Consider the following 25,136-nt stretch of genomic DNA (forward strand, 5'->3'; position numbering starts at 1 on the left):
ACCGCCTACTTCTTTATTTTATTTCTCTTTTATATTCTTTTTTCGTTCCATCAGAGAAGACAACTTCTAAATCGAATTTTTGATAGTCTTTATCAAGTTTGAACACGTTCACTACTTGATCGATTACTTCTTGGTCAGGAGTATCTTTATCAAATTTTAATTCTTGTAGAAGTGGGCTTAATTTTGTGATAGCCTCGTCTCCTGTTAATTTTACATCTGCTTTATGATCTTCAATTTTTGCTTCCATTTTCTTGTCAGCTGCTACATTTTTATAGTCTGCTTCGTAGTCTTTCTTTGTATCTTGGTAGTCTGCCTTTAAATCGAATTCATTGAAGTTTAGTTTTAAATCTGCAGGAGCCTCATTTTTTGCTTCTTCAGTCGTCTTTTTATTAGAAGTTGTGTCTTCTTTGGCAGGAGCTTTACATCCTGTTAATGCAGGTACTAGCATAAGAGCTAATAAAACTGATAGTAGAATTCTCATTATAAATTCCTCCTTATGTAAATTCGTTCTATACAAGTTTTTCCCAAAAACATGTAATTATGTATGTGTTGAAAATAAATTATTATCCTGCAGTCACAAGGACTAATCCGCAATTTAAATCAAAAACGATTTGTATGTATATGGTAAATTGAAGTTGTGAGGGAGGGGCTAAAATGCATGAAGAATATAAAGAGATAATAAAAAAATCAATTGAATATATAGAGAATCACTTACATGAGGAGCTTACAACAGAAAGAGTGGCATCCCACAGTGCAGTATCGATGTACCATTTTCATCGCATCTTTCAAAGATATGTTGGGATAAGTGTAACAGATTATATTCGAAAGAGAAGGTTAACTCATGCTGCGCAAGTTTTAGTGTCAACGGAGAGAGCTGTTATTGATATTGCAGTGCAATATGGTTTTTCCTCACAAGAGGCATTTACGAGAGCTTTTAAAAGAATGTTTCAATTACCACCAAAGAAATATCGAAAGTACTTTCAGTCATTTTATATAGAAAGAGAGGGTGTTTCAATGCAAAAAGGTATACCGAAAGGATGGATCTTAAGTGGAAGTCATCCTGCTGAATATGAGATGGGTTTAGATTATGAAGTTGTCCATCAAGGAAAAGTATCTGCATACATAAAAGCAAAAGAGAATGTTACGCATGGAGGATTTTCAACATTAATGCAAATGTTCCGAGCGGATAAATATGTAGGGAAGAGATTACGTTTTACAGCATTTATTAAGAGTGAAAATGTAAGAGATTGGGCAGGATTGTGGATGCGAGTAGATGGAAAAGATACAGAACCGCTCGCTATGGATAATATGCAAAATCGCCCCATTAAAAATACGAATAACTGGCAATCGTACTCGGTTGTATTAGATATAAAAGAAGAAGCACTTGGTATTGCATTTGGTGTTTTATTATCAGGAGAAGGTTGTGTGTGGCTAGATAGTATTCGATTTGATGAAGTAGATGAAAAAATCCCTTCAACAGATTTGGCAGAGAACTTTTATGAAACACTTTTAGAAGATCCGGTGAATCTACAGTTTGAAGAAGTAGAAAAATAAAAACAAGGAGAAAAGATATGCTCAAATATGTAAAACTAATAAGTATTAGTTTAGTAATATCGTCTTGTATTATGGGAATTAATTATTTAGTTAGCTATCTTTGGTCAGGGCATATACCTTCTTTGACGTGGAGAACATATTTGATGTTTGTGTTTATATTTATGATGAGTTTTGGTTCAATGCAAAAAGAAGGAAAAGAGGATTATTGACAATAGTCTTTTTCGCCTTTCTTTCATTAACACAAATGGTTGTAACTGTGCCACATGAAATGCTTTCTAAAACATATCAAACAATTAGTGAATTATTTCCTGAAACATATGCAGCGAATGGCTATTATACAATAATATTTGGAGGAGTTAGTTTAGAGAGAAATATTATTTCATTATTAGTTATTGTATTGGTTACACAATCAGTAGCAGTGATGACTTTAGCTATAAAAGGAATGGTAAAGGGAAGAAGAAGCTCTGTAGTTAAAGAAGTATAAAATAAAAAGGTATCCTCGGTGGGATACCTTTTTATTAGCACTTATTATTTTGTAACTTCTGTCCACTTGTAGTTAAACTCACCACCGAAGTCAGTTGTTACAAGTCCTTTAATGAAAGAGCGTTGTAAGTAAGAACGGCCTTGTTGGTATAAAGGAGCGACAGCGCCGTCTTGTAATAGAATTTTTTCAGCTTGCTTCATTGCTTCAAAGCGTGCTTTTTCATCGCCAGCTAAATCTGTTTTCACTTTATGAATTAGCTCATCGTACTCTTTGTTAGAGTATTTATCGAAGTTATAAGCACTATCTGTTGTAAATAAATCTAAGAATGTAATTGGATCAGCGAAGTCAGGGCCCCAGCCGTCAATACCAATTTCATAGTCACCACTTAATAGTAGTTTTAGCTGTTGTTTACGTGGTTGTGGTTTTAAATTCACTGTTAATCCATCTAGGTTCTTTTCTAATTCACCTTTTAAATATTCACCAGTCTTTTTAGCTAAAGCATTGTCACTTGTTAATAGTTCGATTGTTACTTTGTCAGTACCAAGTTCTTGTTTTGCTTTTTTCCAGTTTTCTTTCGCTGTTTTCACATCATCCTTGACTAGATTTCCATTTTCTTTACGGAAGTCATTGCCTTCTGGGCTCTTTGCAAATTTCGCAGGAACCATTCCTTCAGCTGGAACAGCGCCGTTATTTAAGATTGTTTCTACGTAAGCTTTTTTATTCATTGCGCCGTTAATAGCAAGGCGTGCATGTTGATTTTTTAATGTTTCATTTTTCTGATTTAATCGTAAGAATTGAATACCGACTTCAGCGCGTTCTTTGAAGTTTGGATCGCTCTTATATTTATCAACAAACTCTGCAGTTAAAGCAACACGATCAATTTGTCCTGAATCATATAAGTTCACTTCTGTAGACTTATCTTTAACGACATTGAAGTTGATTTCTTCTAATTTTACAGTTTTAGCATCCCAATAGTTAGGATTTTTCTTCAATTGGAAGCTTTGTTCATGTTTCCAGTTATCTAATGTGAAAGCACCGTTATAAATTAAATGATTTGTTTCTAAACCATATTTATCGCCTTGAGACTTTAAGTACTCTTCATTAATTGGTAAGAATGTTGAGAATGTAGTTAAGCTTAAGAAGTAGGGAACAGGACGGTCTAGTTGTACTTCTAACGTTTTATCATCAACAGCTTTGACCCCTAGTTGATCAATTGGCAATTGTTTTTGGTTTATTTGTTTCGCATTCTTTATATCGAAGAATAAGAATGCGTATTCAGCTGCTGTATCAGGATTTACGGCACGTTGCCAAGCGAAGGCAAAGTCCTTTGCTGTAACAGGAGTACCGTTTGACCATTTTGAATCACGGAGATGGAATGTATATTTTGTTTTATCGGGACTAATGTCAACCGACTCAGCGACACCAGGAACCGGTTTATTATCTTCTCCCATTGCATATAGCCCTTCAAAAACATTACGCATTACGTTCATGGATTCCCCATCCGTTGCTTTTGCAACATCCATTGTTGGAATTTCTGAAGCGAATGATAAGTTAATTGCCTGTTTATCAGGTGCTTTATCGTTTGCTTTCGCTCCGCTTGCATTATCTTTATTTCCCTCGCAAGCAGTTAGTAATAGACTTGCCCCTAAAACAGATGCAACAACAGGTACAACTTTTTTCTTCATTGTTCGTTCCTCCCTAAATGTGTTGTTCGTAACGTCATAATGTCCGTGTCTTGAAGTAGCTATAGAAGGAGATAAAACCTATTATAAATATTTGTTTATAGGTAATCAGGTGTTCTATATGTATATACATGTCGAACTATAATCTATCGTTATATGTTTCAACGTAGTAGACATTATATTTTGATGGTGAAATATTTTGTTTCTTTGATTATTTAGAATATTAACACTGAAAAGAACTATATGTCAATAATAAAAATAGATTGTTAATTTCTCAGAATAATATATTAAAAAAGCAGATTCTCATGTGTGAGAGAACCTATTTTTAATATATTTTGCTAAAAAAACAATTGGTGTGGGCTAATAATAAGTGGGGATGAAGAAACCCCCACTTATTAAAGTTTCACTTTATTTTTCAATTTTTGCCCACTTGAAGTTTAATTGACCTGCAAAGTCTACTTGCACAATTCCTTTCACATAAGAACGTTCTAAATAAGATTCGCCTTTTTGGTAAAGAGGAGCGATAACAGAGTCTTTAAATAATATTTTCTCGGATGCTAGTAATGCTTCCCAGCGAGCTTTTTCATCACCAGCTAAAGTTGTTTTCACTTTTGCTATTGTTTCATCGAATTCCTTATTAGAGTAATGATCTAAGTTATAAGGGTTATTCGTTGTAAATAGCTCAAGGAATGTAATTGGATCCGCAAAGTCAGGGCTCCAGCCATCAATTCCGATTTCGTAGTCACCTTTTAATAAAAGCGAAACTTGTTGCTTACGCGGCTGAGGTTTTATATTTACTGTTAATCCATCTAGATTCTTTTCTAGTTGTCCTTTTAAGAATTCACCAGTTTTCTTATCAAGGTCAGCTTCACTCGTTAATAATTCTAATGTTATCTTTTCAGAACCAAGCTCTTGTTTAGCTTTTTTCCATAACTCTTGTGCAGATTTTGTATCAACTTTTGTTAAATCGCCGTTTGCAGTACGGAAGTCTTTTCCTTCAGGTCCTTTTGCAAAGTTTTTTGGAACGAGACCAAATGTTGGTGTAGAGCCATCATTTAATAACGTATTTACAAAGGATTTTCTATCAATTGTTTGATCAATTGCTTGGCGTGCAGAAACGTTTTGAAGTACTTTGTTTTGTTGATTCATACGTAAAAATTGTACGCCTACGTTTGGACGTTCTTTAAAGTTAGCATCCTTTTTATATTTATCGACGAAGTCAGATGTTAGTTTTATACGATCTAATTGTTTTGACTCGAATAAATTTACTTCTGTTGATTTTTCTTTTACGACATTAAAATTGATTTCTTCTAGTTTGACAGTATCTTTATCCCAATAGGTAGGGTTCTTCTTAAATTTAAAGCTTTGTTCGTGCTTCCAATCGCTTAGTGTAAAAGCTCCATTGTACAAAATTGTATTATCTTCTAAAGCGTACTTATCACCTTGTACTTTAAAGAATTCCTCATTAATTGGTAGAAATGTTGGGAACGCTGTTAAGCTAATAAAATAAGGAACAGGACGCTCTAATTCTACCTCAAACGTATGGTCATCAACTGCTTTTACACCAAGTTGGTCGGCTGGAAGTTCTTTGTTGTTAATTTTTGTTGCGTTTTTAATATCAAAGAATAAAAATGCATATTCAGAGGCTGTTGCTGGATCTACGGCACGTTGCCAAGCGAACACAAAATCTTTAGCTGTAACAGGAGTGCCATTTGACCATTTTGAATCTCGCAAATGGAATGTGTATTTCGTTTTATCGCCACTTACTTCATGAGATTTTGCAACACCAGGAACAGGTTTGTTACCTTCACCAAGATTATACAAACCTTCAAATACGTTTCTCATTACTTGACCAGAATCAGTATCTGTAGCACGAGCCGTATCCATTGTTCGTATTTCAGTAGGTGAAGATAAGTTTAAAACCTGTTTACTAGGTGCCTCGTCTTTTGCATTTGCTCCGCTTGCTTCGTTTTTATAACTACCGCAACCAGTTAATAAAATACTTACTCCTACAACTGATGCAATACCGGGTACAAACTTCTTTTTCATTTGATTTTCCTCCTAAATAATTAAGTTTGGATGATGATGAGGGAAATGAAAAATAAAAAATCCCTCTTTTCATATTGAGAAAGAGGGATTTTTACGTACAAGTTATGCACCCGTATATAAACGAAGTCCCTCATTCTATCTTTCAAGCATAAAGCTTGCAGGAAGTGGCACAGTATTCAAAATGAACCTGTTGCCGAGGTTTCAAAGGGCCAGTCCCTCCACCTCTCTTGATACAATGAGTAAACGAATAAATTTTATTAATTTTTTTGTTTCTTTGATAATTCAAAATCTTACACCTTGAATAATGAAGTGTCAACTAAATGAAATATAGTTTAAATTTTCAGTTTTCTTAAATGAAAAAACCACTGCATATGGCAGTGGTTTTTCTACTAGAAGTTAAAGTTATCTGGATCTGGACCAACGCGACGATCTTCATTTAAAGCTTGAATGGCTTTCATATCATCAGCACTTAATTCAAAGTCGAAGATGTTTGCATTTTCAATAATGCGATGTTCTTTAATTGATTTGGGAATTGTTACAACTTCGTTTTGTAAATCCCAACGTAAAATAATTTGCGCAGTTGATTTATTATATTTTGTCGCAATTTCTTGTAACGTTGGATTATCTAGTAGTTGTCCTTGAATTAATGGTGACCAAGCTTCAAGCTGGATATTATGTTCTTTACAGAATGCATGTAACTCTTCTTGTGCTAAACGTGGGTGGTATTCCACTTGGTTGACCATTGGCTTAATTTCAGCAATTTCAAATACGTCTTGTAAGTGGTGAATGTGGAAATTACTCACACCGATAGCGCGAACACGGCTATCTTTATAAAGTGTTTCTAATGCTTTCCATGATTCAGTATATTTCCCTTTTACAGGCCAATGTACTAAATATAAATCTAAATATTCTAGACCTAATTTCTCTAATGTAGTTTCAAATGCTTGAAGCGTTGTTTCATATCCTTGATCGCTATTCCATACTTTTGAGGTAATAAATAATTCTTCACGTGAAACACCGGATTCACGAATCGCTTGCCCAACGCCTTCTTCATTTTGATAGATTGCTGCAGTATCGATGCTGCGGTAGCCATTTTTAATTGCTGCTTTTACAGAATCAATTACTTCTGAACCATCTTCTACTTTAAAAACACCTAAACCAAACCAAGGCATTTTTACACCGTTATGTAATGTTGTATAGTCTTTTAAACTTGTTAAAATCATATTATTTCCCCCTAGCTTTTTTGTTTGTTGCTTCTACTGCTTTTTGAATTGCCTCTGAAAAATTATATTCGTATAAAGTTTTGAGACCCTCAGCTGTGGAACCACCTGGCGTTGTTACTTGTTCGCGAAGGTTAGCTGGATTTTGCGTTTGTTCAAGCATAGAAGCAGAGCCAGAAATCATTTGAATGACAAGATGTTTTGCGGTTTCTTCATCAACTCCATAACTTTTTGTTGCTTCAATTAAGCTTTCAGCAAAGTAATAAAGGAAGGCTGGTGCACTTCCAGTAACTGCAGTAAGCTGATGAACTTCTTCCTCAGTACAAAGTTGCGAAGTACCAATACCTTTTAAAAGTAGTTGCAGGGTTTCTTGATGTATCTCGTTTACTGATTGTCCCATTGTATATAAGGAGATAGACTTTCCAATTTCAGCAGCTGTATTAGGCATAATCCAAGCAACAGGCGTGCCTTTTGGGAGTCTAGCTTCTAAATAAGATGGTCCAATGCCAGCTGCTACTGTTACGACTAGTTGATTTGATATTAACGGAGATAGCTCAGCTAATAACTCTTCATGAGCCGAAGGTGGCATTGCTAAAACAACCGTATCAACAGATGTAACATGCTGTTTCCAATCTGTTGTAGTAGACACATTATATCGATGTTGTAACTGTTTTAGCTTTTCTATGTTGCTTCGGTTAGAGACGATAATTTCTTCGATGTACTCTTTGCTTGTTTTAAGTAATCCGGAAAATATAGCTTCTGCCATACGACCGGCACCAATAAATAAAATTCGATGTTTAGTTAGCATATCCTTTATTCCTTTCTAGTAGAGATATGTTATAAAAACGATATCATCTTTAAGAGAATTTTGTAAAAAGAAAAGACTTACCGTAGATGGAATGGATAATGAGAAGGAGGAGATTCATGGTAAAGGAAAGGGCTATTCCTTATACTGGTGATAGGGAATTTATTACACATCTGGGGAGAGATAAATATGGTTAGAAGTCCACTTTTTTTACTTGTTTCTAGTATTATTTGTGTATTAGTTGGATTGTATATTCAATCGAGTTATATTGAAATTTTCGCATCAATTATGGGGATCATTAATGTTTGGTTATTAGCGAGAGAAAAAGTATCCAACTTTTTATTTGGCATGATTACTGTTGCGGTATTTCTATACATTTTTATTACACAAGGTTTATATGCAATGGCAGTATTAGCCGCTTTTCAATTTATATTTAATGTATATGGTTGGTATTATTGGATTGCACGAAGTGGGGAGGGAGAGGTAAAAGCAACAGTTCGTTTAGATTTGAAAGGATGGACTTTTTATATAAGTTTTATTTTAGTTGCTTGGATTGGTTGGGGTTATTATCAAGTCCGTTATTTAGAGTCAACAAGTCCATATTTAGACGCTTTAAATGCCGTATTGGGACTAGTGGCTCAATTTATGTTAAGTCGAAAAATATTAGAAAACTGGCATTTATGGATTTTATATAACGTAGTTAGCATTGTAATTTATATTTCTACTGGTTTATACGTCATGCTAATATTAGCTATTATTAATCTCTTTATATGTGTAGCTGGTTTGCTAGAGTGGAAGAGCAATTATAAGGGGCAAGAACATACAAATAATTATATCTAGAAAATAATTAGAATTAAAAAACCCCTGAAGTACATATGCTTCAGGGGTTTACTAATAGAATATAAGATTATGCTTTTGTCATACCAAGTAATACAGCGCCGCCGATAATTAAAACACTACCTAGTGCAATAAAGATCAATTGACGTTTTGTTTTCTTTTCACCTAAGAATACAATCGCACCGAATGTTGAGATAACGATTCCAGTTTGAGATAATGGGAAGCTTGTTGCTACTCCAACACGTGGTAATGAAAGAAGTAAGAATAAGTTTCCAGTTCCCCATAGTAAACCAGACAAAGCATTACGGATTGCATATTTGTTAAATGGTTTATGTTTAGACGTCAGTACAACCGCACCAACAAACATACCAACTGCTTGTGGTAAAATAGCAGACCAACCATCGATATTATACCAACGAATAATAATTACATATACAAGATAGCCGAAAGTAGAAACAATTAAAGTAAGAAGTCCTTTTTTCAATTGTCCAGGTGGCTGAGCATTTTCTTTATCATCTAATGATGTGAATACAACACCAACTACGATTAATAGGATTGCAATCGTTCCCAGAATGATCGTTGTAGTAGTAGTCCACTCACGGAAAGCGATAACCCCAAAGATAGAAGTTGCAACAAGTTGCATACCAGTAGAAATCGTTACAGTAGTTGAAACACCTAGTTTTTCAACTGTTTTTAATTGGTTTACTTGTCCTAAAGCCCAGAATAAACCTGAAATAAAACCAACAATTAAGATTGTCATTGTTAAAGCTGGTTGAGTAAATACATACATAATTGTTGCGAAGAATAGAGCACCGATTGTCATACCTACCGTTTGGCTATATGCACCACCGCCCATTTTTACGCTTACTAATAAGATGTTTCCCCATGCAATTGCAGGAAGAAGCGCTAATAAAATGTCCATTACAAGACTCCCTTCGGTTTGCTATACCAATATAGTTACATATCGTTCTAACGATCGGTAATGCCCCACTAATAGAGTAGAAGATTACCGATCGCTAAAACAGGATGAAGAATTCACGATATAAATGCGTTTTCATTTCTTCATTTTTTGAAACACCTCCATATAATAACAGGAAATTGCCTATTTTAGAAAGTGAATTCAAATAAAATGTATATTTTAATAAGAGGTAAAATTCAGTTATTTCCCGGTGGTATATTTTATTTCCTAAGAAATAAAGAAGCAGCTTCGAAAAAAGCTGCTTTAAGAGTTAGTAATTCTTTTATTAATAAGTTGAATACATAGTAGAAATACGAGTGACATACCGATAGTAATAACTACAAGTGTCCATGCGAGTTGCATATTACTTGCATCAATAGCCATGTAAATTGCAGTTGGGATTGTCTGTGTTTTACCAGGAATGTTCCCGGCAAACATAAGTGTAGCACCAAATTCACCGAGCGCGCGGACAAAGCTCAAAATCATCCCGCTTAGTAAGGCAGGAAATGCGAGCGGAAGTGTAACGTGCAGAAAAACTTGATATTCACTTGCGCCAAGGTCACGAGCACTTTCTTCAATTTGTACATTTGCGATAGAAAATCCCGTTTTCGCTGATTGGTACATAAGCGGAAATGCAACAACTGTAGAAGCAATGATCGCAGCAGTAGATGTGAACATAATAGACTGCTGAAATAATGATTCAACCCACTTTCCGATCGGGCTGTTGTTTCCAAAGATGATAATGAGAAAGAAGCCGATAACAGTTGGTGGAAGTACCATTGGTAATAAAAATATGGTTTCTAATAGTACTTTATATCGCCATGAGGAGCGAGCTAGTGCTCGCCCGACAATTGTCCCTAAAATTGTAACGAGAATAGTGGCGCATGCAGCTACTCTTAAAGATAGAAAGACAGGCGATAAAATAGCATCAATGCTCATAGTAATTACGACAGGACTGTAAATCCATATTTTTTAAAGATAGATTGTGCATCTTTTGACTGCAAATACTCATAAAATGAAGTCGCCTCTTTCTTATGTTTAGATTCCTTTATAACACCTAAAGGATAGTGGATTGGCTCATGAGAAGTAGCTGCTGCTGTCTCACCAATCTTTACTTTATCCGAAATGAGAGCATCTGTTTTGTATACGATACCAGCATCGACATTCCCTGTTTCTACATATGTTAACACTTGGCGAACATCTTTTGTAAATACGACTTTATTTTGAACATCATTCCAAAGGTTTTCGTGTGTTAGAGAAGCCTTTGCATATTTGCCAGCAGGTACAGATTCAGGTGTACCAAGTGCAATTTTTTTTATTTTTTCATCTTTTAAATCTTGAATTTTTGTAAGAGAACTATCTTTTGGGACGACTAGAACGAGTTCGTTTCCAAGGAGATTTTTCCCCTCTTTTTCATTAATGAATCCTTTTTTTACAAGGGTTTGGAATTTATCTTCTGCTGCTGAGAAGAATAAATCAGCAGGTGCACCTTGTTCAATTTGTTGTTGAAGTGCTCCAGAAGCACCGAAGTTAAAAGAAAGTTTGATATTTGGCTCTTTTTCTTTATATTGTTTTTCGATTTCTTTTAATGCATCTTGTAAGCTTGCAGCAGCTGAGATAGTCAGTTCAACTGTTTTATCCTCTTTAGCAGCTGACTTTGTATGCTTTTCCCCACTTGTACAAGCAGCGCTAAATATAAGAAGGAAAGAAAGTATAAGTGCCCCGATGGAACGTAATATAAATTTATTCATAAAAAAATCCCCTTTCATTTTGACACATCTAATTATAACTAAATATAACTAAATATAACTAGTTATAATTGAATATAATTTGAACATATGTCTATTTTTAAAAAATAGGAGAAATATTCTTTTCTTTGTTACAATGAAAGGAGAAAGTGAGGAATCGTCTATGGATCATCATTCCTACACAACGGAAGAAGTAGCAAAGCGATTAAAAGTATCAAAATTAACTGTATACGACTTAATTAAAAAAGGAGAACTTCCTTCTTATAGAGTTGGTAGACAGATGCGCATTGATGCAGCAGATTTAGATCAATATATAAAGCAAATGAAAACAGGGAAAGTACAAGTTAATCCTGTGAAAAACGATGGTAGTAGTATCTTGAACACGTGTATTATTAGTGGTCAAGAACTAACGTTAGATATGTTAGCTAAACGTATAGAAAATCGTTTGCCAAGTTCTAATGTTTTAAGAGCGTATCAAGGTAGCTTAACGAGTTTAGTGAAAATGTATCAAGGAGAAGGAAGTATCGTTAGTTTGCATTTGTTTGATGGTGAAACGGGTACATATAATATTCCTTACGTAAAACGTATTTTAGTAGGACAGCCATGTCTTATGATTAATTTATTGTCCAGAAATGTAGGGTTTTATGTTCAAAAAGGAAATCCGAAGAAAATAAAGACATGGGCTGACATATCCGGGTCCACTATAAAGTTTGTGAATCGAGAAAAGGGTTCTGGTATTAGAGTGTTAGTGGATGAACAATTACGAATCCGAAAATTAAATAAAGCTGATATTAGTGGATATGAATGGGAAGAATCGAATCATCTTGGTGTTGCTACGCAAGTTGCAAATGGAAAAGCTGATGTAGGAGTAGGTTCAGAAAAGTTTTCGCAAATTGTAAATGTGGACTTTATTCCAATCATGAAAGAACAGTATGATTTAGTAATTTTGAAGAATAAAGAAAATGAAGAGCTGATTGAAGTTGTGAAAGACATTCTGCAATCGGAAGAATTTCATAATGAATTAAATGCGATTGGCGGATATGATATTACGAAAACAGGTCAAATTGTATATGAAATAAAGTGAAACTTTAATCAGTGTGGGGGTTCTTCATCCCCCACTGATTATTAGCCTTCACCAATCGGACTTTTATGGGCAGCCCGACCCCCACCTAACTTCTTTGCTTTTGCTGAATTTTGAGGAGGGGGTCTTACTGCCCATTAAAGCGGGACAAACTAAAAAGCTGCTTGTCTATAAGACGAGCAGCTTTTTCTATATATAAAGGGGGTTGGGGAAACAAAGTGTTAAATAAGACCTTGAGCAAGTGTATAAATGAAAGCCGTAAGAAGAGTAGCTCCACTTGCAAGTCCGATAAAGTCTGATTTGTTGAAAGTAATGTTGTTCATTATAATCTCTCCTTATTTGTTTAATGTAGTTGCAACAGCTTTTGCATCGACAAGTGCGGATAGCACCATGCCCATTGTATTTAAAAATTTATTTGATTTCATATTGTTCATCATGCGTATCCGCTCCTTTTCGAATAGTTGTTGCCCTGCTTATGTCTTAATTATAGGGAATATGGATACTTCCAACTATCGAATTAGCTTACGAAAGACTTACACTTTTGTAAGAAAAAAAGACATTCATGTAAGAATGTCTTTCACAGCATATTGATATGATGATGGTCTTCAATTGTTTTTAAAAAACTACGCATTGAATTCGTCATATAGCTATCTTTACGGCGTATGAAAACCGTTGAAATACTGCCGTATTTTTCAGGGATTGCATGACAATGTACCTTACCTGCTTTAGAAAGATGATGGACAGCAGACTGTGGTACGAGTGTAATTCCGAGACCGAGTGCAACACTGTTTAATATTGTCTCTAATATATTGAATTCCATAATTCTTTTTGGTAGCAAACCTTCGTCTTTAAGCCAACGTTCTAGTTTGGAGCGGTATCCACATCCTTGGTTAAAAACGAGTAGAGGCGTTGTTGTAAATTCTTCTATATGAAAGGCTTTATTTTGTGTTATAAGCATTAATTTCTCTGTACTAACATCGTATTGTTCGATTAGTGGATGTTTAATAGGACCTGATATAAAGGCGCCATCTAATTGATGATCAAGTACTTCTCTAATTAATTCTTCTGTTAGACCCGCTTGTAATGATAAATCGACATTCGGATAGCTTTTATAGTAAGAAGATAAAATGGTAGGCAGTGTACTTACTGTTTCGACTGTACCGATTTTTAATATACCAGAAGGTGTTTCGCTATCTAAAAATACTTGTTTTAGTTCGTCGACATCTTGCAAAATTTTACTAACATAAACGAGCATTTTTCTTCCTTCAGCTGTTAAAGTCATTCCTCGTTTATGGCGGTAAAAGAGTGGGGTTTTTAATTCGTTTTCTAGTTGTTTAATACGTGCAGTTACATTTGATTGTACATAATTTAATTCCTTTGCTGCGCTACTTACACTACCCTGATCGGCAACGCTTTTAAAGATTTGTAAGTCTCTTAATTCCATTTTGTAATCCCCCTTGATGTTAACTATCATTATAAATGATAGTTAACATCATTTTGAATCATTTTACGTGATATATTTTTTCTTTTACAATTCTCTTTGTGCAAATAGAAAGAAACGGGGGATTGCGGTGAGAAGAGGTCAAATGATAATAGGGGCTTTGGCGTGTTTAATTGCGAGTATGTCATGGGGAGCGATGTTTCCAGTTGCTGATCATGCGCTAGAATACATAGATCCATTTTATTTTTCGCTTATTCGCTATGGAGCAGTGGCGATAATGCTGATTGTATTGTTGTTAGTGAAAGAAGGAAAACAGGCATTTTGTTTAGAGGGAAGAGGAAAGTTACTCGTCTTTTTTGGAACGATGGCATTTACAGTATATAATGTCCTCATATTTTTAGGGCAAATGTTAATGGGTAAGTCGGGTGTAATGGTAGCTTCCATTATGGAAGCACTTATGCCGATGATTTCTATTTGTATTTTATGGGGATATAAGCATATAAAACCGAAGAAGTATATGATAACGAGTATGGTTATTGCTTTTGTAGGAGCTGTGTTTGTTATTACAAAAGGTGACATGAGTTTCTTTGTAACATTGAAAGATAATATGTTCCCATTAGCATTTATATTTATTGGTGTTGTAGGGTGGGTTATTTATACGATGGGTGGTCAAACTTGTAGTGATTGGTCAACGTTACGTTATTCTACGTTGACGTGTGTATTCGGTACGACTGTTACAGGAATTATAACGGTAATTATTACGTCGCTTGGATATATTTCAGTTCCGAGTATGGGAACGATTTCTATTGTGAAATATGATTTGTTATTCATGATGACATTGCCAGGTATTGTAGCGCTACTTGCTTGGAACTATGGTGTGAAAATTTTATCATCCATTAATGGGATTTTATTTATTAATTTTGTACCAATTACGACTTTAGCTATTATGATGATGCAAGGGTATCAAATCACAATGTTTGATATTATAGGGACTGTACTTGTTATTGCAGCGCTTATTCGCAATAACGTTTGTCAGAGAAAAGAAGAAAATATAAATAAGAGAGTTTTACAAGAAGAACAATTACGTCAAGCTGTTTAATAGGCAAATGGAGGATTTCACATGTTAGAAAGTTTATTGTTTTTCTTCGCCGTCGGAGTTGCCTGTGAGCTTGCAGCAATTAATCGAAATGGTCGTAAAAAGATAAAACAACAAGCTGAGCTAATACAGCTTTTAAAAGAATTGAAAGAAAGAAAAAATTAAAAAGACGACCGGGCATAGACGGTCGTCTTTTTCTATATAAAGGGGAAAGGGGACACAAAGTTATACAAGCGTAGCAGCGTAAATGAAAGCAGTAAGAAGAAGAGAGCCGCTAGCTAATCCTAAAAAATCTAATTTGTTAAAAGTAATGTTATTCATAATACATTCTCCTTACTTGTTTAATGCAGAAGCAACAGCTTTTGCATCGAAAAGAGCCGATAATACCATGCCCATTGTATTTAAGAAATTGTTCGTTTTCATTTTGTTCATCATATTGATCCACTCCTTTTCGAATAATTGTTGCCCTGTTTCTGACTTAATTGTATGAAATATAGTAAGAAGTAACTATCGAATTAGCTTACAAGAAAATTACACTTTTGTAAGAATTGAAATTTAACAATTCATCCTTAATTTTATTACCAACTCCTAAAACTTAGTGTTATAATTATTATAAGAATATGATTATACTTCGGATGTTTAGAAAGGAACGAAATAAATGTATAAACCAATTACATTTTTGTTGAAATATATATTTAAAACAGCTGGGAAAGTAGAAGTACAAGGAAGAGAAAAGCTACCAGAAGGTGGACCCTATGTTGTTGCATGTACACATACAAGTTTTATGGATGTATTAATGTTAGCTACAGGGATGTATCCAACTCAAATTCATTACATGGCCAAAAAAGAATTATTTGAAGGGAAATTCAAAAATTGGTTCTTTAAAAATGTAAATGCATTCCCTGTAGATCGTGCGAATCCAGGACCAAGTACACTTAAAATTCCATCACGTTTATTAAAAGAAGGAAAGGTAGTAGGGATTTTTCCGAGTGGAACAAGATCAGCGGAAGATGTTTCATTAAAAGCGGGTGCTGTGACAATTGCGATGCGTTCCAATGTTCCGTTAGTACCAGCAGCTTATGTTGGTCCATCAAGTGTAAAAGAATTAATAAAGGGGAAAAAGGCACAATTGATTTTTGGAGATCCAATTCAAATTGAGGCTGGAGAACAAATAGATCGAAAAACCGCTATGAAAATGATGACAGATCAATTAAATGAGAAGTTTGAGGAGTTAAAAGAAGCTTTGCAATCAAATCAAAAATAAGAAAAGACGACCGGGCATAGACGGTCGTCTTTTCTATTACTATTTATAATAAAGGGGAAAGGGGACACAAAGTTATACAAGCGTAGCGGCGTAAATAAAAGCAGTAAGAAGAATCGAGCCACTAGCTAGTCCTAAAAAATCTAATTTGTTAAAAGTGATGTTATTCATAATACATTCTCCTTACTTGTTTAATGTAGAAGCAACAGCTTTTGCGTCGATAAGAGCGGAAAATACCATGCCCATTGTATGTAAGAAATTGTTCGTTTTTATTTTGTTCATCATATTAATCCGCTCCTTTTCGAATAGTTGTTACCTTGTTTCTGACTTAATTGTATGAAATGTTGCGGAAAGTCACTATCGAATTAGCTTACAGAAAAATTACACTTTTGTAAGAGAAACGAATGAAGGTGTAATGATAAGAAGATTTGACATATGTTCATGAGATTCATTAAGTTAAAGGTAGAGGTGAGTGTATGGCTAATATTAAAGATATTGCAAAGATGGCGGGAGTTTCAGTTACGACTGTTTCGAGAGTGTTGAATGATCACCCATATGTAAGTGAAGAAAAAAGAAAAGCGGTTATAGAGATAGTTGAGAAATTGAATTACTCGCAAAACGCAAATGCTGTTCATTTATCAAAAGGAAAAACGAATATTGTTGGTGTGATTTTACCGTATATTAATCATCCGTGTTTTGATGCGATGGTGAGCGGAATGATGGAGACTGCGTTAGCGCATAATTACAGGGTGCTACTTTGCCAAACGAATTATAATAAAAAAGAAGAAATGAAAAGTTTACATATGTTAAAAACAAAACAATTGGATGGTCTTATTATTTGTTCACGTGCAAATGATTGGGAAACGATAGAACCGTATGCTTCTTACGGCGCAATAATTGCTTGTGAAGACAATGATATTTCAAACATCTCAAGTGTATATACGAATCATTCAGCGGCCTTTCAATTAGGAATGGATTATTTGATTGAGAAAGGTTATAAAAAAATTGGTTATTGTACGGGAAGAAAATTAGGGCCGAGTAGTCAAAAGCGTTTTGATGTTTATAAACAGCAATTGCAATCTATAGACGAAGAGGTTAATGAAGAATGGATTTTTACAGAATGTTTTACACTAGAAGATGGTGTAAAAGTGGCTCATAAGTTAAAAGAGATGCAGGATCTTCCTGAAGCATTAATAGTAGCAGGTGATGAAGTTGCGATTGGGGTTATGACAGAGGTTGAAAAATTAGGGATTCAAGTTCCTGAGGATTTAGCGATTATTGGCTTTGATAATCAACCTATCTCGCAAGTGTTACAATTGACAACTATTGATCAAAATTTAAAGGAGATAGGGAAAACTGCTTTTGAAATGTTGCATAGAAAAGTGAATGACGAGAGTTCTGAACAAGAAAAGCTGGAAATTCCATACGAACTTGTGGAACGCTCTACAGTTTAATCGTAATCCGTTATGTGTATAATCGCATAACGGATTATTTTTTTGAAATATCTTTGACAGGAAACGCGTTTCATACTTTATAAAGGAGTTAAACCGGTCTGTAATAATCCATGGATTCTTTTCAAGTGTTAATGCAGTGAATAGAATTTGGAGGAATATGCATGAATGAACTTTTATCGAGTATGAAAAAGTATGTAGATGATGATGAAAAGATTCTGGCTTTTGTGGTAGGGATATTTGAGAAGGATAATTTTATATTATCGTATCAACATGGGGTTTTTGTTGCCACTACTAGACGTCTCCTTTTTTACGGGAAATTTCCGTACTATTCTTCAAAATTTAAAGAGTATTCATATTTGTATATAGATAGCATAGATTTTCATCCGTATTTTGAATTTACTTGTAGTCATGAAACCATTCGCGCTAAGTATATTCGGAAAGGGAATGTGGAGCGATTTGTCCGTGCAGTTAGAGCAAATATGAATAATTAATCAACCCTCTGTTTAAACATAATATTTCAATTTTTAAGAGGGAAAATGCGGAATAAAAACCACTTCTAAACCTCTAGGAGATAGTGATACAATGTCAAATGGGGGGAGGGTATGAACTATGGTTAATCAACGTATAAAGGAAATAACACTAATTACAATTGGTTCATTATTATTCGCAATTGGTATTAATTACTTTGCAATTCCAAACCGTTTATCGGAAGGTGGAATTATTGGTTTAACGGTTGTTACGTACTACTTATTTGATTGGTCACCAGGAATTGTGAACTTTGCTATAAATGCAATTTTACTAGCTGTTGGTTATAAATTTTTTGATAAGAAAACAATGATTTATACAATTTTAGGGATTGTAGAAACATCTTTGTTTTTATACGTTACAGAACATATTGAGTATCATGTAAATAGTGATACATTATTAGCAGCTTTATTTGCTGGTTTATTTGTGGGAATTGGATTAGGTTGTATGTTCAAAGCCGGAGGTACATCGGGAGGATCAGCAATCTTAGCTCAGTTAGCAAATCAATATTTAGGTTGGAGTGTAGGTAAAGGCGTACTAATTATTGATATTGTTGTAATTGCTGGTTCTGTATTTATAATAGGGCAAGAAAAGGCGATGTATACACTTGTGGCTGTGTTCATTGGAGCGAAGGTGATTGATTTCATTGTAGAAGGAATGGACACAAAAACGGCTGTTACGATTATTTCGAATCAACCAGATTTAATTCGTGAAGCTATTACGAAAAATATGACACGCGGTGTTACTGTATTAGAAGGGCGCGGCGGATATACTGGTAAAAATAAAGAAGTTTTATATGTTGTTATTAATAAACAAGAGCTTGTTAAGTTAAAACAAGTTATTAGCCGGGTAGATGAAGATGCTTTCGTTGTTATACATGATGTACGTGATGTACTTGGCGGTGGTTTTAAAGCAAGCTAAAAGGTGAACGAGCAAATTCGTTCACCTTTTTTAATTCTTACAAAAATGTAAGTGTAATGTAATGAGATTCAATAGTAGATTTTATTCCCCCTTTTTAAAATGGATGTATATATATCCTGCAGAGGAGGAATGTTTATTATGAAGAAAAAAATGATCACTACTATAATAGCGATGATAGTGATAGTAGTAATGTTACTGCCTACGAAACTTGGACCAGTTATCGATAAATATAATCCATTTTATAAGACGAAAGAATACTATACGGTTGTGAATACAATTGGTCAGCATATTGGTGATGAGTGGTATGAATATGAATTTATTGCATTCGATGAACGTGGTAGAGAGCAGAAAATAAAGAAAACGGTTAAGCATATGTTAAAGAGAGATGAAGCATTAAAGGTTTTTGCAAAAGGACGTTACGGTGAATCGATTGAAGAGATTGAGGTTGCAAATATTCCTATAAATGCGAAGAGCAAACTTTTAACGATGAGATAGTGAAATATACCCCCGGCTATTTTTTGTCGAAAATAAAAATACTGGGTAAGGGTATTTTTGGGATTAATAAAAAAGCCTTAGTCCATATAGACTAAGGCTTTTTTATTATATAAAGGGGAAGGGGGTACATTGTAGTAGCATGGGTGAAAGGTATAAGAAGAGTAGCTACTAGCAATGTAATTTGGTTATGTGAGTGTTCTTCTTATTTGGCTTACTTTCTAACTTTATTGTACGAAATATAAGTAAGGGGAACTATCGAATTACATTACACATAACTTACAAACATGTAAGCCTTCTGTAATGTAATTCGATAGTTAAAAGATAGTAATTTTCATATAGTGTAACTAGAAAGTCTCAATGTATTACTTTCTGTTTGTAATGAAGAATGAAAAACCAACTAATTTTTAATAATCCTCATCTGAATAAAGATGGGGATCCTTTTTTAAACCTTACAACATTGTAAGGTTTACGTAAGTTAATTCGATAGTAAATTTGTCATATTTTTTGCATAATAGATACAGATAGAAAAATAATTAGGGATCTAGTAAGAAGGGAGAAGAATGGGATGCGTAAAGAAGAAGTAGTGAAGTTACCAATTAAAGATTTCTGTAGCTACTTTACTGTTGCCGTAGTGTGTATTGGATTATTTGATATCATAACAAACTTAATTGTTAAATAATATAGATGCTAAAACAAGAAAGGAAGTCCTTTCTTGTTTTTTTTATGGGGGCATAAAGATGAAATGGATTGATAGTCATATACATGTTGATCAATATAAGGATGAAGAGAAGAGCAGATTGCTGAAAGAGGTGGAAAATAGTAAGGAAATAAAGGGGCTTATTGCAGTATCTATGAATTATCAATCTTGTAAGGAAACGTTATCTTTAGCGAAGAAGTATCCCTTTATATATCCAGCGATAGGGTTTCATCCAGAGCAACAGATTCATAAAGAAGAGTGTGAACAGATTTATCAACTTATTGAACAGAACGCAGAGGAAATTGTTGCGATTGGTGAAGTAGGTTTGCCCTATTATTTGAGAAAAGAAGATGAAAGAATTGCTGCAGATCCATACATAGCTGTATTGAAAAAATTTATAGAACTAGCTAGTAAGTATAATTTGCCGATTGTATTACACGCAGTTTATGAAGATGCTGACATTGTATGTGATTTGCTAGAGAAATCTAAAGTTTCACGTGCACACTTTCATTGGTTTAAAGGAAGCGATGAAACAATGAAACGGATGATGAGAAATGGTTATTATATTTCGATTACACCGGATGTTTTACATAAGGAGAAGATTAGAAAAATCGTTTCGTATTATCCGCTTGAATATATGATGGTAGAAACAGATGGTCCGTGGGAATTTCAAGAAGATGTTATAACGCACCCAAGAATGATTCGAGAGGTATTAAAGGAAATTAGTTCTATAAAAAACATATCCATTGATAAGGTCACAGAAACAATATATGAAAATACAAGTCGATTTTATTTGAAAGGATAGGAGAATTATAGTTTTAATCATGTAACAGAAAAAGTAAAAGTTGAATTTATTTAATAAAATGCCACGGTTTGATATAGGACAAAAAACCACCAAGCGTTCCGCTCGGTGGTTTTGTATTAGGATTCTAATTTTTTCGCACGTTTTAATAATAAAAGAAAGACAATGATAACGAACCCTAGCATAAGGAAGAAGCCATATTGCTTTATATAATCAATTATGTCATTCGCACTGGTTGGTTTTTCAACGTGAATGCCGTCTTTATTCGTCGTAATATGAATATCTTTCATTTTTACTTCATTCTTTTCCTTTTGTAAATCAATCCATTCTATATTTGGAATACTTTCTAGATCCTTTAACACTTCTTTTAATGGTTTCGCACCTAAGTAAGGATGATAGAATGCACCAATAACTCCATCGGATAATTTAGAAACAGATAGAGCACGCTCTTTCATTTTAGCAGTAGTTTGTGGCGTATCTTCTTCAATAAATCCGACTGTTTCAGGCAATAGTTTCATTCCATGTAAAAATGATGGAGTACTTGTATAATATGGTGAGTGCATGGATTTCCAAGTTGTATCATTTAACTGTAGTTGTCCTACATAAGTTGAAAAGTACCTTGATAATATTTCATATCCTTTTTGAGACATCGTGTAATGAGGTGCTTCAAAGGCAACAGGATATAGTTTAGCATCTACAAGTTCTTGAATTCCTTTTTCGATATGATCTTTCGTATATTTTTCCTCGAATTCTTCCCCTTTTTTTACATATTGGTTATATGCCTCTATATTTGGAAAGTCATCTTTTGTCTTCGGTTTTTCATGCTTCGGTTGGCGAATTGGTTGATCTGTTTTTACATCCCAAAATTCAAAGCCTTCACCTGTTTCACTGTCATAAAATTGGTGAGTATAACCATGCATAATAATTGCTGCACCATCATCTTGCATAGAGCGTAAAAGATCAACTAGTTCTGGTTTATCTTTTAAATGTATTATCTTTCCTGTATCTGGATCTTTATATACCGGAATAACAGTAATCATGTAAGGCATCTTTTTCTCTTTTAGTAATTCAGCAATTTCTTTCAATTGATTTATATCTGCTGCGGGGTGAACATCCTCAAGGCGTAAATAAGCTTCAACTTTATTTTTCGTTGGTTTTTGGCTGAAATAAGAAAATAACATTTCACCGACGTAATGAGACATCCAGTCAAAGAGGTTAGGTGTTGCAACATAATAAGATGTTTCATGCTGAACGATTAGTGGGTTAGTGTTATTTGAGCTTAAGGCGTTAGCAAGCACAGTTCCATTCGTATCAAATGATTGAATTAATCGTTCCTCCTCTAAGGTATTTTTTAGCTTCTTGTCTGGATATTCAATTTTATTAACTCGTATATCATCACTATTCAAAGTAATGAAAGAAAAACGCTTAGATAATTGTTCAACATTTTGTCCTAATACTAATACAGGGCCGGAGAAGTTTTCTAGAAATTGTTTCGTTTCATCAGAAAACGCTTCTTTTGTTTCACCGATATAAACAATATGTGTATAGGAGGATACGTTATTAATTGAAGTTGCTTCTTTTAAGTTTTTTACGGTTATATCATTTGTAAAATGTCCTAATTGAGTATTAAGGATTTGGACATTATTTGAAACTTTATCGTCTTGTGTACTATACAAAACAAGTACTTTTGGTTTTGATGATGTTTGTGCAGAGGTGTAGGTAGGGATGAGTAGTAAAATGCTGAACAAGAGTGTTAGGCATTTTTTCATTTTGTACGCTCCTATTCTATATATAGAGTTCAGTTTACAATTATATACAATAAATGCGTTATAGTCTATGAAAGTTACATTTTTGCCCGTATTTACCAGCTGTTTTTTCACAAAATCGGTCTAAAGCATGATGATAATATGTATAGTTATTTGCTATGATAAAAGAGTAATAGAATGTAGGTAATTGTAAAGGGAAGGCTGAAAGGGGACAAATTTCAGCGGAGAAAGAGGTAGAGGTAGTGAAGAAATTCTTTGTAGGATTTTTAGTTGTTCTTGGAGTATATTTATATTTCCAAGGAAAGTCTGAAGGAATGGATAAGCTAGTGAATGGAACAAGCTATGTTGATTCAGAAGAAGCAAAACAGATGAAACAAATCATTATAGAGGAAGCGAAGAAAGTAAATCTTCCAGAATGGATACCTCTTGCAATTGCCGAGCATGAAAGTCGATTAAATCCAAGAAGTGTTGGAGATAATGGAACTTCATTCGGATTGTTTCAACTACACCGCGGCGGCGGGCTTGCACCAGAGCATTTAACTGATGATGAGCTGAAAGATCCACGTACAAATGCGCAAATTGCAATGCCGCATTTAATGAAAGGATATAAGCGTGGGGTGCAAAAAGGTTTGACTGATTTTGCATTACTGAAATATATAGCGAATACATCTGGATGGCCAGGGAATTTAGGGCCAGAGTGGACGGATAATAACATGAAGTATAACATCGGATTAGAAGATGTGTACTATCGAAATAAAGGTGTAATTAAAGAGTAGGTTTTCTATACCTACTCTGTTTTTTTATGAATAATTTCATCCTTTTCTTTCGTGAAATACTGCGTGAGTTGTATTTTCACCTCTTCTAGTTTTGTAGAAACTTGCGGTATTTTATATCCTACATACAATGGTGAAACGACAAATCTAGGTACAACTTTACAAATGATTTTTCCATTTAAGTAATAGAAGAATAAGTTATAACTACTGCATCCTTTATGGAAATCTGTCAGTATGTAACGTACAGTTTGCTGAATGTAATTTGCCATTTCATCTATATATGAAATGTTATCAATGATTATATTGAATTCAGTGAAGCCAATAATGGGACGCTCTGAAATATTAAGCTCAATGCATTCATTTTTTTGAACAATTAACCCTTGGAAATTTTCTTCTTCAATATTTTCAAGATAATCTACATATTTCATTCCGATAATTTGCATGTGTGCATGATGCAAACTTCCACCTGAAAATGGACCGTGATTTTTATATAAAATCACAGATGCGAACTCTTCGTTCTTCTGTAAGTGTAACCAATGTTGAATAGAAAATTGCATTAATTTTCTCATATGTTCTTCTGTATATGTTGCGATATGATCTTCGCAATTATCGGTTTCGATTAACACTGTTTGAAATGTATCTTGTAATGTAGGAAATTTATTTTTTAACCAAATAATAGAACCATCAGTTGCTAAAATATCCGTTAATTGTTCTTTATCGCAAAATGGACATGCAGCGCTTCTATTCCGAATACTTTCTGGTTTTTGTTTACCGATATCGTTTAAAAAATATAGTTGTTGTGTATCCATTTGTATATATGCCCCTTTAAAATATGTGTAAAAATCCCGCTTAATACATTCGGGAAAAGGAGAAGGAAATCCTCTAAAGGAATAGGGGAAAAATAAAAGACAAGATATCCTCATTACGATAGGGTACCTTGTCTTTTATTTTTTCTCTAATAGCGTGTATGGATAATATAGAACATTTTCATTATTTTTCTTTTTTCTCTTTTTTATTGTATATAAGGTAATTGCTGTGCTTGCAATTATAATAATGGCTTTCTTCATATTCATATACCCCTTTTTATTGTTGGTTTAATTCTTGGCTAACTGCTTTTGCATCGACTAAAGCGTGTAAAATCATTTTCACCATGTTCATCATATTTCTTCACTCCTTTTTATAGTTCATTTAGTTCTTTTACAACTGCTTGTCCGTTCACTAATACCTCAAAGATTGCTTTTACGATTTCTTTCATCATGTTTGTTTCCTCCTTTTGTTTGTCTCGCTTGTTTACATCTTTATTGTATAGGGAGGCATCTTTTCGTACTATCGCTTTCCATTACGTGAACATAACAGTTTTGTAAGATTTGATGTCACTTATTGAAATGTTTAGTCTATCTTCATTATTTTCAGAAAAATGACTATTCAAACATGAAATTGGAAAGTATAATAAAGAAGTAAGTATTAAATTCCGTACGAAAGGGGTG

Annotated in this window: 29 protein-coding genes and 1 riboswitch; of the genes, 14 read left to right on the forward strand and 15 right to left on the reverse strand. The window is 34.1% G+C overall.

Annotation, left to right across the window (positions count from 1 at the left end; translation table 11 throughout):
* Positions 1-13: 13 nt before the first annotated feature.
* Positions 14-481, reverse strand: a complete 468-nt coding sequence (locus tag ACTL4X_RS01095) for a YusW family protein (RefSeq protein WP_001221552.1) — start codon at positions 479-481, stop codon at positions 14-16.
* A gap of 173 nt (positions 482-654) precedes the next feature.
* On the opposite strand from ACTL4X_RS01095, the gene ACTL4X_RS01100 reads away from it, so the two are divergent.
* The 3 genes from ACTL4X_RS01100 to ACTL4X_RS01110 are packed head-to-tail and all read left to right on the forward strand — an operon-like array spanning position 655 to position 2,038.
* Positions 655-1,554, forward strand: coding sequence for a helix-turn-helix transcriptional regulator (locus ACTL4X_RS01100; protein ID WP_441394973.1), 900 nt, complete (start codon positions 655-657; stop codon positions 1,552-1,554).
* A gap of 17 nt (positions 1,555-1,571) precedes the next feature.
* Entirely contained in the window at positions 1,572-1,763 is a 192-nt protein-coding gene (locus tag ACTL4X_RS01105; protein ID WP_000922547.1) for a hypothetical protein, read from the forward strand.
* On the forward strand, positions 1,760-2,038 hold the full coding sequence (locus ACTL4X_RS01110) for a hypothetical protein (RefSeq protein WP_000156946.1): 279 nt from the start codon (positions 1,760-1,762) through the stop codon (positions 2,036-2,038). Before ACTL4X_RS01105 ends, ACTL4X_RS01110 begins: the two co-directional genes overlap by 4 nt.
* Before the next feature lie 44 nt (positions 2,039-2,082).
* Here ACTL4X_RS01110 and ACTL4X_RS01115 read toward each other — a convergent pair whose 3' ends face one another.
* The 4 genes from ACTL4X_RS01115 to proC form a co-directional block, all read right to left on the reverse strand.
* Positions 2,083-3,723, reverse strand: a complete 1,641-nt coding sequence (locus ACTL4X_RS01115; RefSeq protein WP_441394974.1) for a peptide ABC transporter substrate-binding protein — start codon at positions 3,721-3,723, stop codon at positions 2,083-2,085.
* Positions 3,724-4,128: 405 nt separating this feature from the next.
* Entirely contained in the window at positions 4,129-5,769 is a 1,641-nt protein-coding gene (locus ACTL4X_RS01120) for a peptide ABC transporter substrate-binding protein (protein ID WP_441394975.1), read from the reverse strand.
* 132 nt (positions 5,770-5,901) lie between these two features.
* Positions 5,902-6,006, reverse strand: a riboswitch (SAM riboswitch).
* 152 nt (positions 6,007-6,158) lie between these two features.
* Positions 6,159-6,992 (reverse strand): aldo/keto reductase, encoded by an 834-nt coding sequence (locus tag ACTL4X_RS01125; protein WP_441394976.1) that lies wholly within the window; start codon positions 6,990-6,992, stop codon positions 6,159-6,161.
* Position 6,993: 1 nt separating this feature from the next.
* Entirely contained in the window at positions 6,994-7,797 is an 804-nt protein-coding gene (gene proC, locus ACTL4X_RS01130) for a pyrroline-5-carboxylate reductase (protein WP_000956253.1), read from the reverse strand.
* 186 nt (positions 7,798-7,983) lie between these two features.
* On the opposite strand from proC, the gene pnuC reads away from it, so the two are divergent.
* The gene (gene pnuC / locus ACTL4X_RS01135) at positions 7,984-8,634 is read left to right on the forward strand and encodes a nicotinamide riboside transporter PnuC (RefSeq protein WP_000252484.1); all 651 of its coding nucleotides are present in this window, start codon (positions 7,984-7,986) and stop codon (positions 8,632-8,634) included.
* A 67-nt stretch (positions 8,635-8,701) separates the two neighbouring features.
* Here the strand turns inward: pnuC and ACTL4X_RS01140 are convergent, their stop codons facing one another.
* The 3 genes from ACTL4X_RS01140 to modA form a co-directional block, all read right to left on the reverse strand.
* Positions 8,702-9,553: a GRP family sugar transporter gene (locus ACTL4X_RS01140; RefSeq protein ID WP_000353544.1), complete on the reverse strand. Its 852-nt coding sequence runs from the start codon at positions 9,551-9,553 to the stop codon at positions 8,702-8,704.
* A 300-nt stretch (positions 9,554-9,853) separates the two neighbouring features.
* Positions 9,854-10,528 (reverse strand): molybdate ABC transporter permease subunit, encoded by a 675-nt coding sequence (gene modB / locus ACTL4X_RS01145; RefSeq protein WP_000020526.1) that lies wholly within the window; start codon positions 10,526-10,528, stop codon positions 9,854-9,856.
* Between the two features lie 5 nt (positions 10,529-10,533).
* Positions 10,534-11,340, reverse strand: coding sequence for a molybdate ABC transporter substrate-binding protein (modA, locus tag ACTL4X_RS01150; protein WP_001031841.1), 807 nt, complete (start codon positions 11,338-11,340; stop codon positions 10,534-10,536).
* Positions 11,341-11,500: 160 nt separating this feature from the next.
* Between modA and ACTL4X_RS01155 the strand changes: the two genes are divergently transcribed.
* Entirely contained in the window at positions 11,501-12,421 is a 921-nt protein-coding gene (locus tag ACTL4X_RS01155; RefSeq protein ID WP_002180310.1) for a substrate-binding domain-containing protein, read from the forward strand.
* Positions 12,422-12,639: 218 nt separating this feature from the next.
* On the opposite strand, the gene ACTL4X_RS01160 is transcribed toward ACTL4X_RS01155, so the two are convergent.
* Entirely contained in the window at positions 12,640-12,741 is a 102-nt protein-coding gene (locus ACTL4X_RS01160) for a DUF3948 family protein (RefSeq protein ID WP_001060017.1), read from the reverse strand.
* Between the two features lie 254 nt (positions 12,742-12,995).
* Entirely contained in the window at positions 12,996-13,862 is an 867-nt protein-coding gene (locus tag ACTL4X_RS01165) for a LysR family transcriptional regulator (protein ID WP_000423031.1), read from the reverse strand.
* A 127-nt stretch (positions 13,863-13,989) separates the two neighbouring features.
* On the opposite strand from ACTL4X_RS01165, the gene ACTL4X_RS01170 reads away from it, so the two are divergent.
* Together ACTL4X_RS01170 and ACTL4X_RS01175 are read left to right on the forward strand one after the other, a co-directional pair.
* Positions 13,990-14,958 (forward strand): DMT family transporter, encoded by a 969-nt coding sequence (locus ACTL4X_RS01170; RefSeq protein ID WP_002182372.1) that lies wholly within the window; start codon positions 13,990-13,992, stop codon positions 14,956-14,958.
* A gap of 21 nt (positions 14,959-14,979) precedes the next feature.
* On the forward strand, positions 14,980-15,120 hold the full coding sequence (locus ACTL4X_RS01175) for a YrzO family protein (protein ID WP_000894065.1): 141 nt from the start codon (positions 14,980-14,982) through the stop codon (positions 15,118-15,120).
* Between the two features lie 60 nt (positions 15,121-15,180).
* Here ACTL4X_RS01175 and ACTL4X_RS01180 read toward each other — a convergent pair whose 3' ends face one another.
* A complete protein-coding gene (locus ACTL4X_RS01180) occupies positions 15,181-15,276 on the reverse strand; it encodes a DUF3948 family protein (protein WP_001060007.1) in 96 nt (31 codons plus the stop codon).
* 337 nt (positions 15,277-15,613) lie between these two features.
* Between ACTL4X_RS01180 and ACTL4X_RS01185 the strand changes: the two genes are divergently transcribed.
* The gene (locus ACTL4X_RS01185) at positions 15,614-16,219 is read left to right on the forward strand and encodes a lysophospholipid acyltransferase family protein (protein WP_000277778.1); all 606 of its coding nucleotides are present in this window, start codon (positions 15,614-15,616) and stop codon (positions 16,217-16,219) included.
* Between the two features lie 72 nt (positions 16,220-16,291).
* On the opposite strand, the gene ACTL4X_RS01190 is transcribed toward ACTL4X_RS01185, so the two are convergent.
* Positions 16,292-16,387, reverse strand: coding sequence for a DUF3948 family protein (locus tag ACTL4X_RS01190; RefSeq protein ID WP_001059999.1), 96 nt, complete (start codon positions 16,385-16,387; stop codon positions 16,292-16,294).
* Between the two features lie 305 nt (positions 16,388-16,692).
* Between ACTL4X_RS01190 and ACTL4X_RS01195 the strand changes: the two genes are divergently transcribed.
* The 5 genes from ACTL4X_RS01195 to ACTL4X_RS01215 all read left to right on the forward strand — a co-directional run bounded on the left by ACTL4X_RS01195 (position 16,693) and on the right by ACTL4X_RS01215 (position 21,113).
* Positions 16,693-17,670 (forward strand): LacI family DNA-binding transcriptional regulator, encoded by a 978-nt coding sequence (locus ACTL4X_RS01195; RefSeq protein WP_001273903.1) that lies wholly within the window; start codon positions 16,693-16,695, stop codon positions 17,668-17,670.
* 161 nt (positions 17,671-17,831) lie between these two features.
* Positions 17,832-18,161 (forward strand): PH domain-containing protein, encoded by a 330-nt coding sequence (locus ACTL4X_RS01200; protein ID WP_086401866.1) that lies wholly within the window; start codon positions 17,832-17,834, stop codon positions 18,159-18,161.
* A gap of 118 nt (positions 18,162-18,279) precedes the next feature.
* On the forward strand, positions 18,280-19,116 hold the full coding sequence (locus tag ACTL4X_RS01205; protein WP_000248045.1) for a YitT family protein: 837 nt from the start codon (positions 18,280-18,282) through the stop codon (positions 19,114-19,116).
* 138 nt (positions 19,117-19,254) lie between these two features.
* On the forward strand, positions 19,255-19,611 hold the full coding sequence (locus ACTL4X_RS01210) for a YxeA family protein (protein WP_000728422.1): 357 nt from the start codon (positions 19,255-19,257) through the stop codon (positions 19,609-19,611).
* Positions 19,612-20,348: 737 nt separating this feature from the next.
* Positions 20,349-21,113, forward strand: coding sequence for a TatD family hydrolase (locus ACTL4X_RS01215; RefSeq protein WP_086401867.1), 765 nt, complete (start codon positions 20,349-20,351; stop codon positions 21,111-21,113).
* A 116-nt stretch (positions 21,114-21,229) separates the two neighbouring features.
* Here the strand turns inward: ACTL4X_RS01215 and ACTL4X_RS01220 are convergent, their stop codons facing one another.
* Positions 21,230-22,879, reverse strand: coding sequence for a DUF2334 domain-containing protein (locus ACTL4X_RS01220; protein ID WP_086401868.1), 1,650 nt, complete (start codon positions 22,877-22,879; stop codon positions 21,230-21,232).
* Positions 22,880-23,118: 239 nt separating this feature from the next.
* Between ACTL4X_RS01220 and ACTL4X_RS01225 the strand changes: the two genes are divergently transcribed.
* Entirely contained in the window at positions 23,119-23,652 is a 534-nt protein-coding gene (locus ACTL4X_RS01225; RefSeq protein ID WP_000713249.1) for a transglycosylase SLT domain-containing protein, read from the forward strand.
* 11 nt (positions 23,653-23,663) lie between these two features.
* Here the strand turns inward: ACTL4X_RS01225 and ACTL4X_RS01230 are convergent, their stop codons facing one another.
* Both ACTL4X_RS01230 and ACTL4X_RS01235 read right to left on the reverse strand, forming a co-directional pair.
* Positions 23,664-24,458 (reverse strand): DUF4931 domain-containing protein, encoded by a 795-nt coding sequence (locus ACTL4X_RS01230; protein ID WP_000381024.1) that lies wholly within the window; start codon positions 24,456-24,458, stop codon positions 23,664-23,666.
* 135 nt (positions 24,459-24,593) lie between these two features.
* The gene (locus ACTL4X_RS01235; RefSeq protein WP_002023099.1) at positions 24,594-24,722 is read right to left on the reverse strand and encodes a hypothetical protein; all 129 of its coding nucleotides are present in this window, start codon (positions 24,720-24,722) and stop codon (positions 24,594-24,596) included.
* Between the last annotated feature and the right edge of the window lie 414 nt (positions 24,723-25,136).

Origin of the sequence: Bacillus sp. RE35, assembly GCF_052146655.1 — a bacterium.
Taxonomy (GTDB): domain Bacteria; phylum Bacillota; class Bacilli; order Bacillales; family Bacillaceae_G; genus Bacillus_A; species Bacillus_A cereus.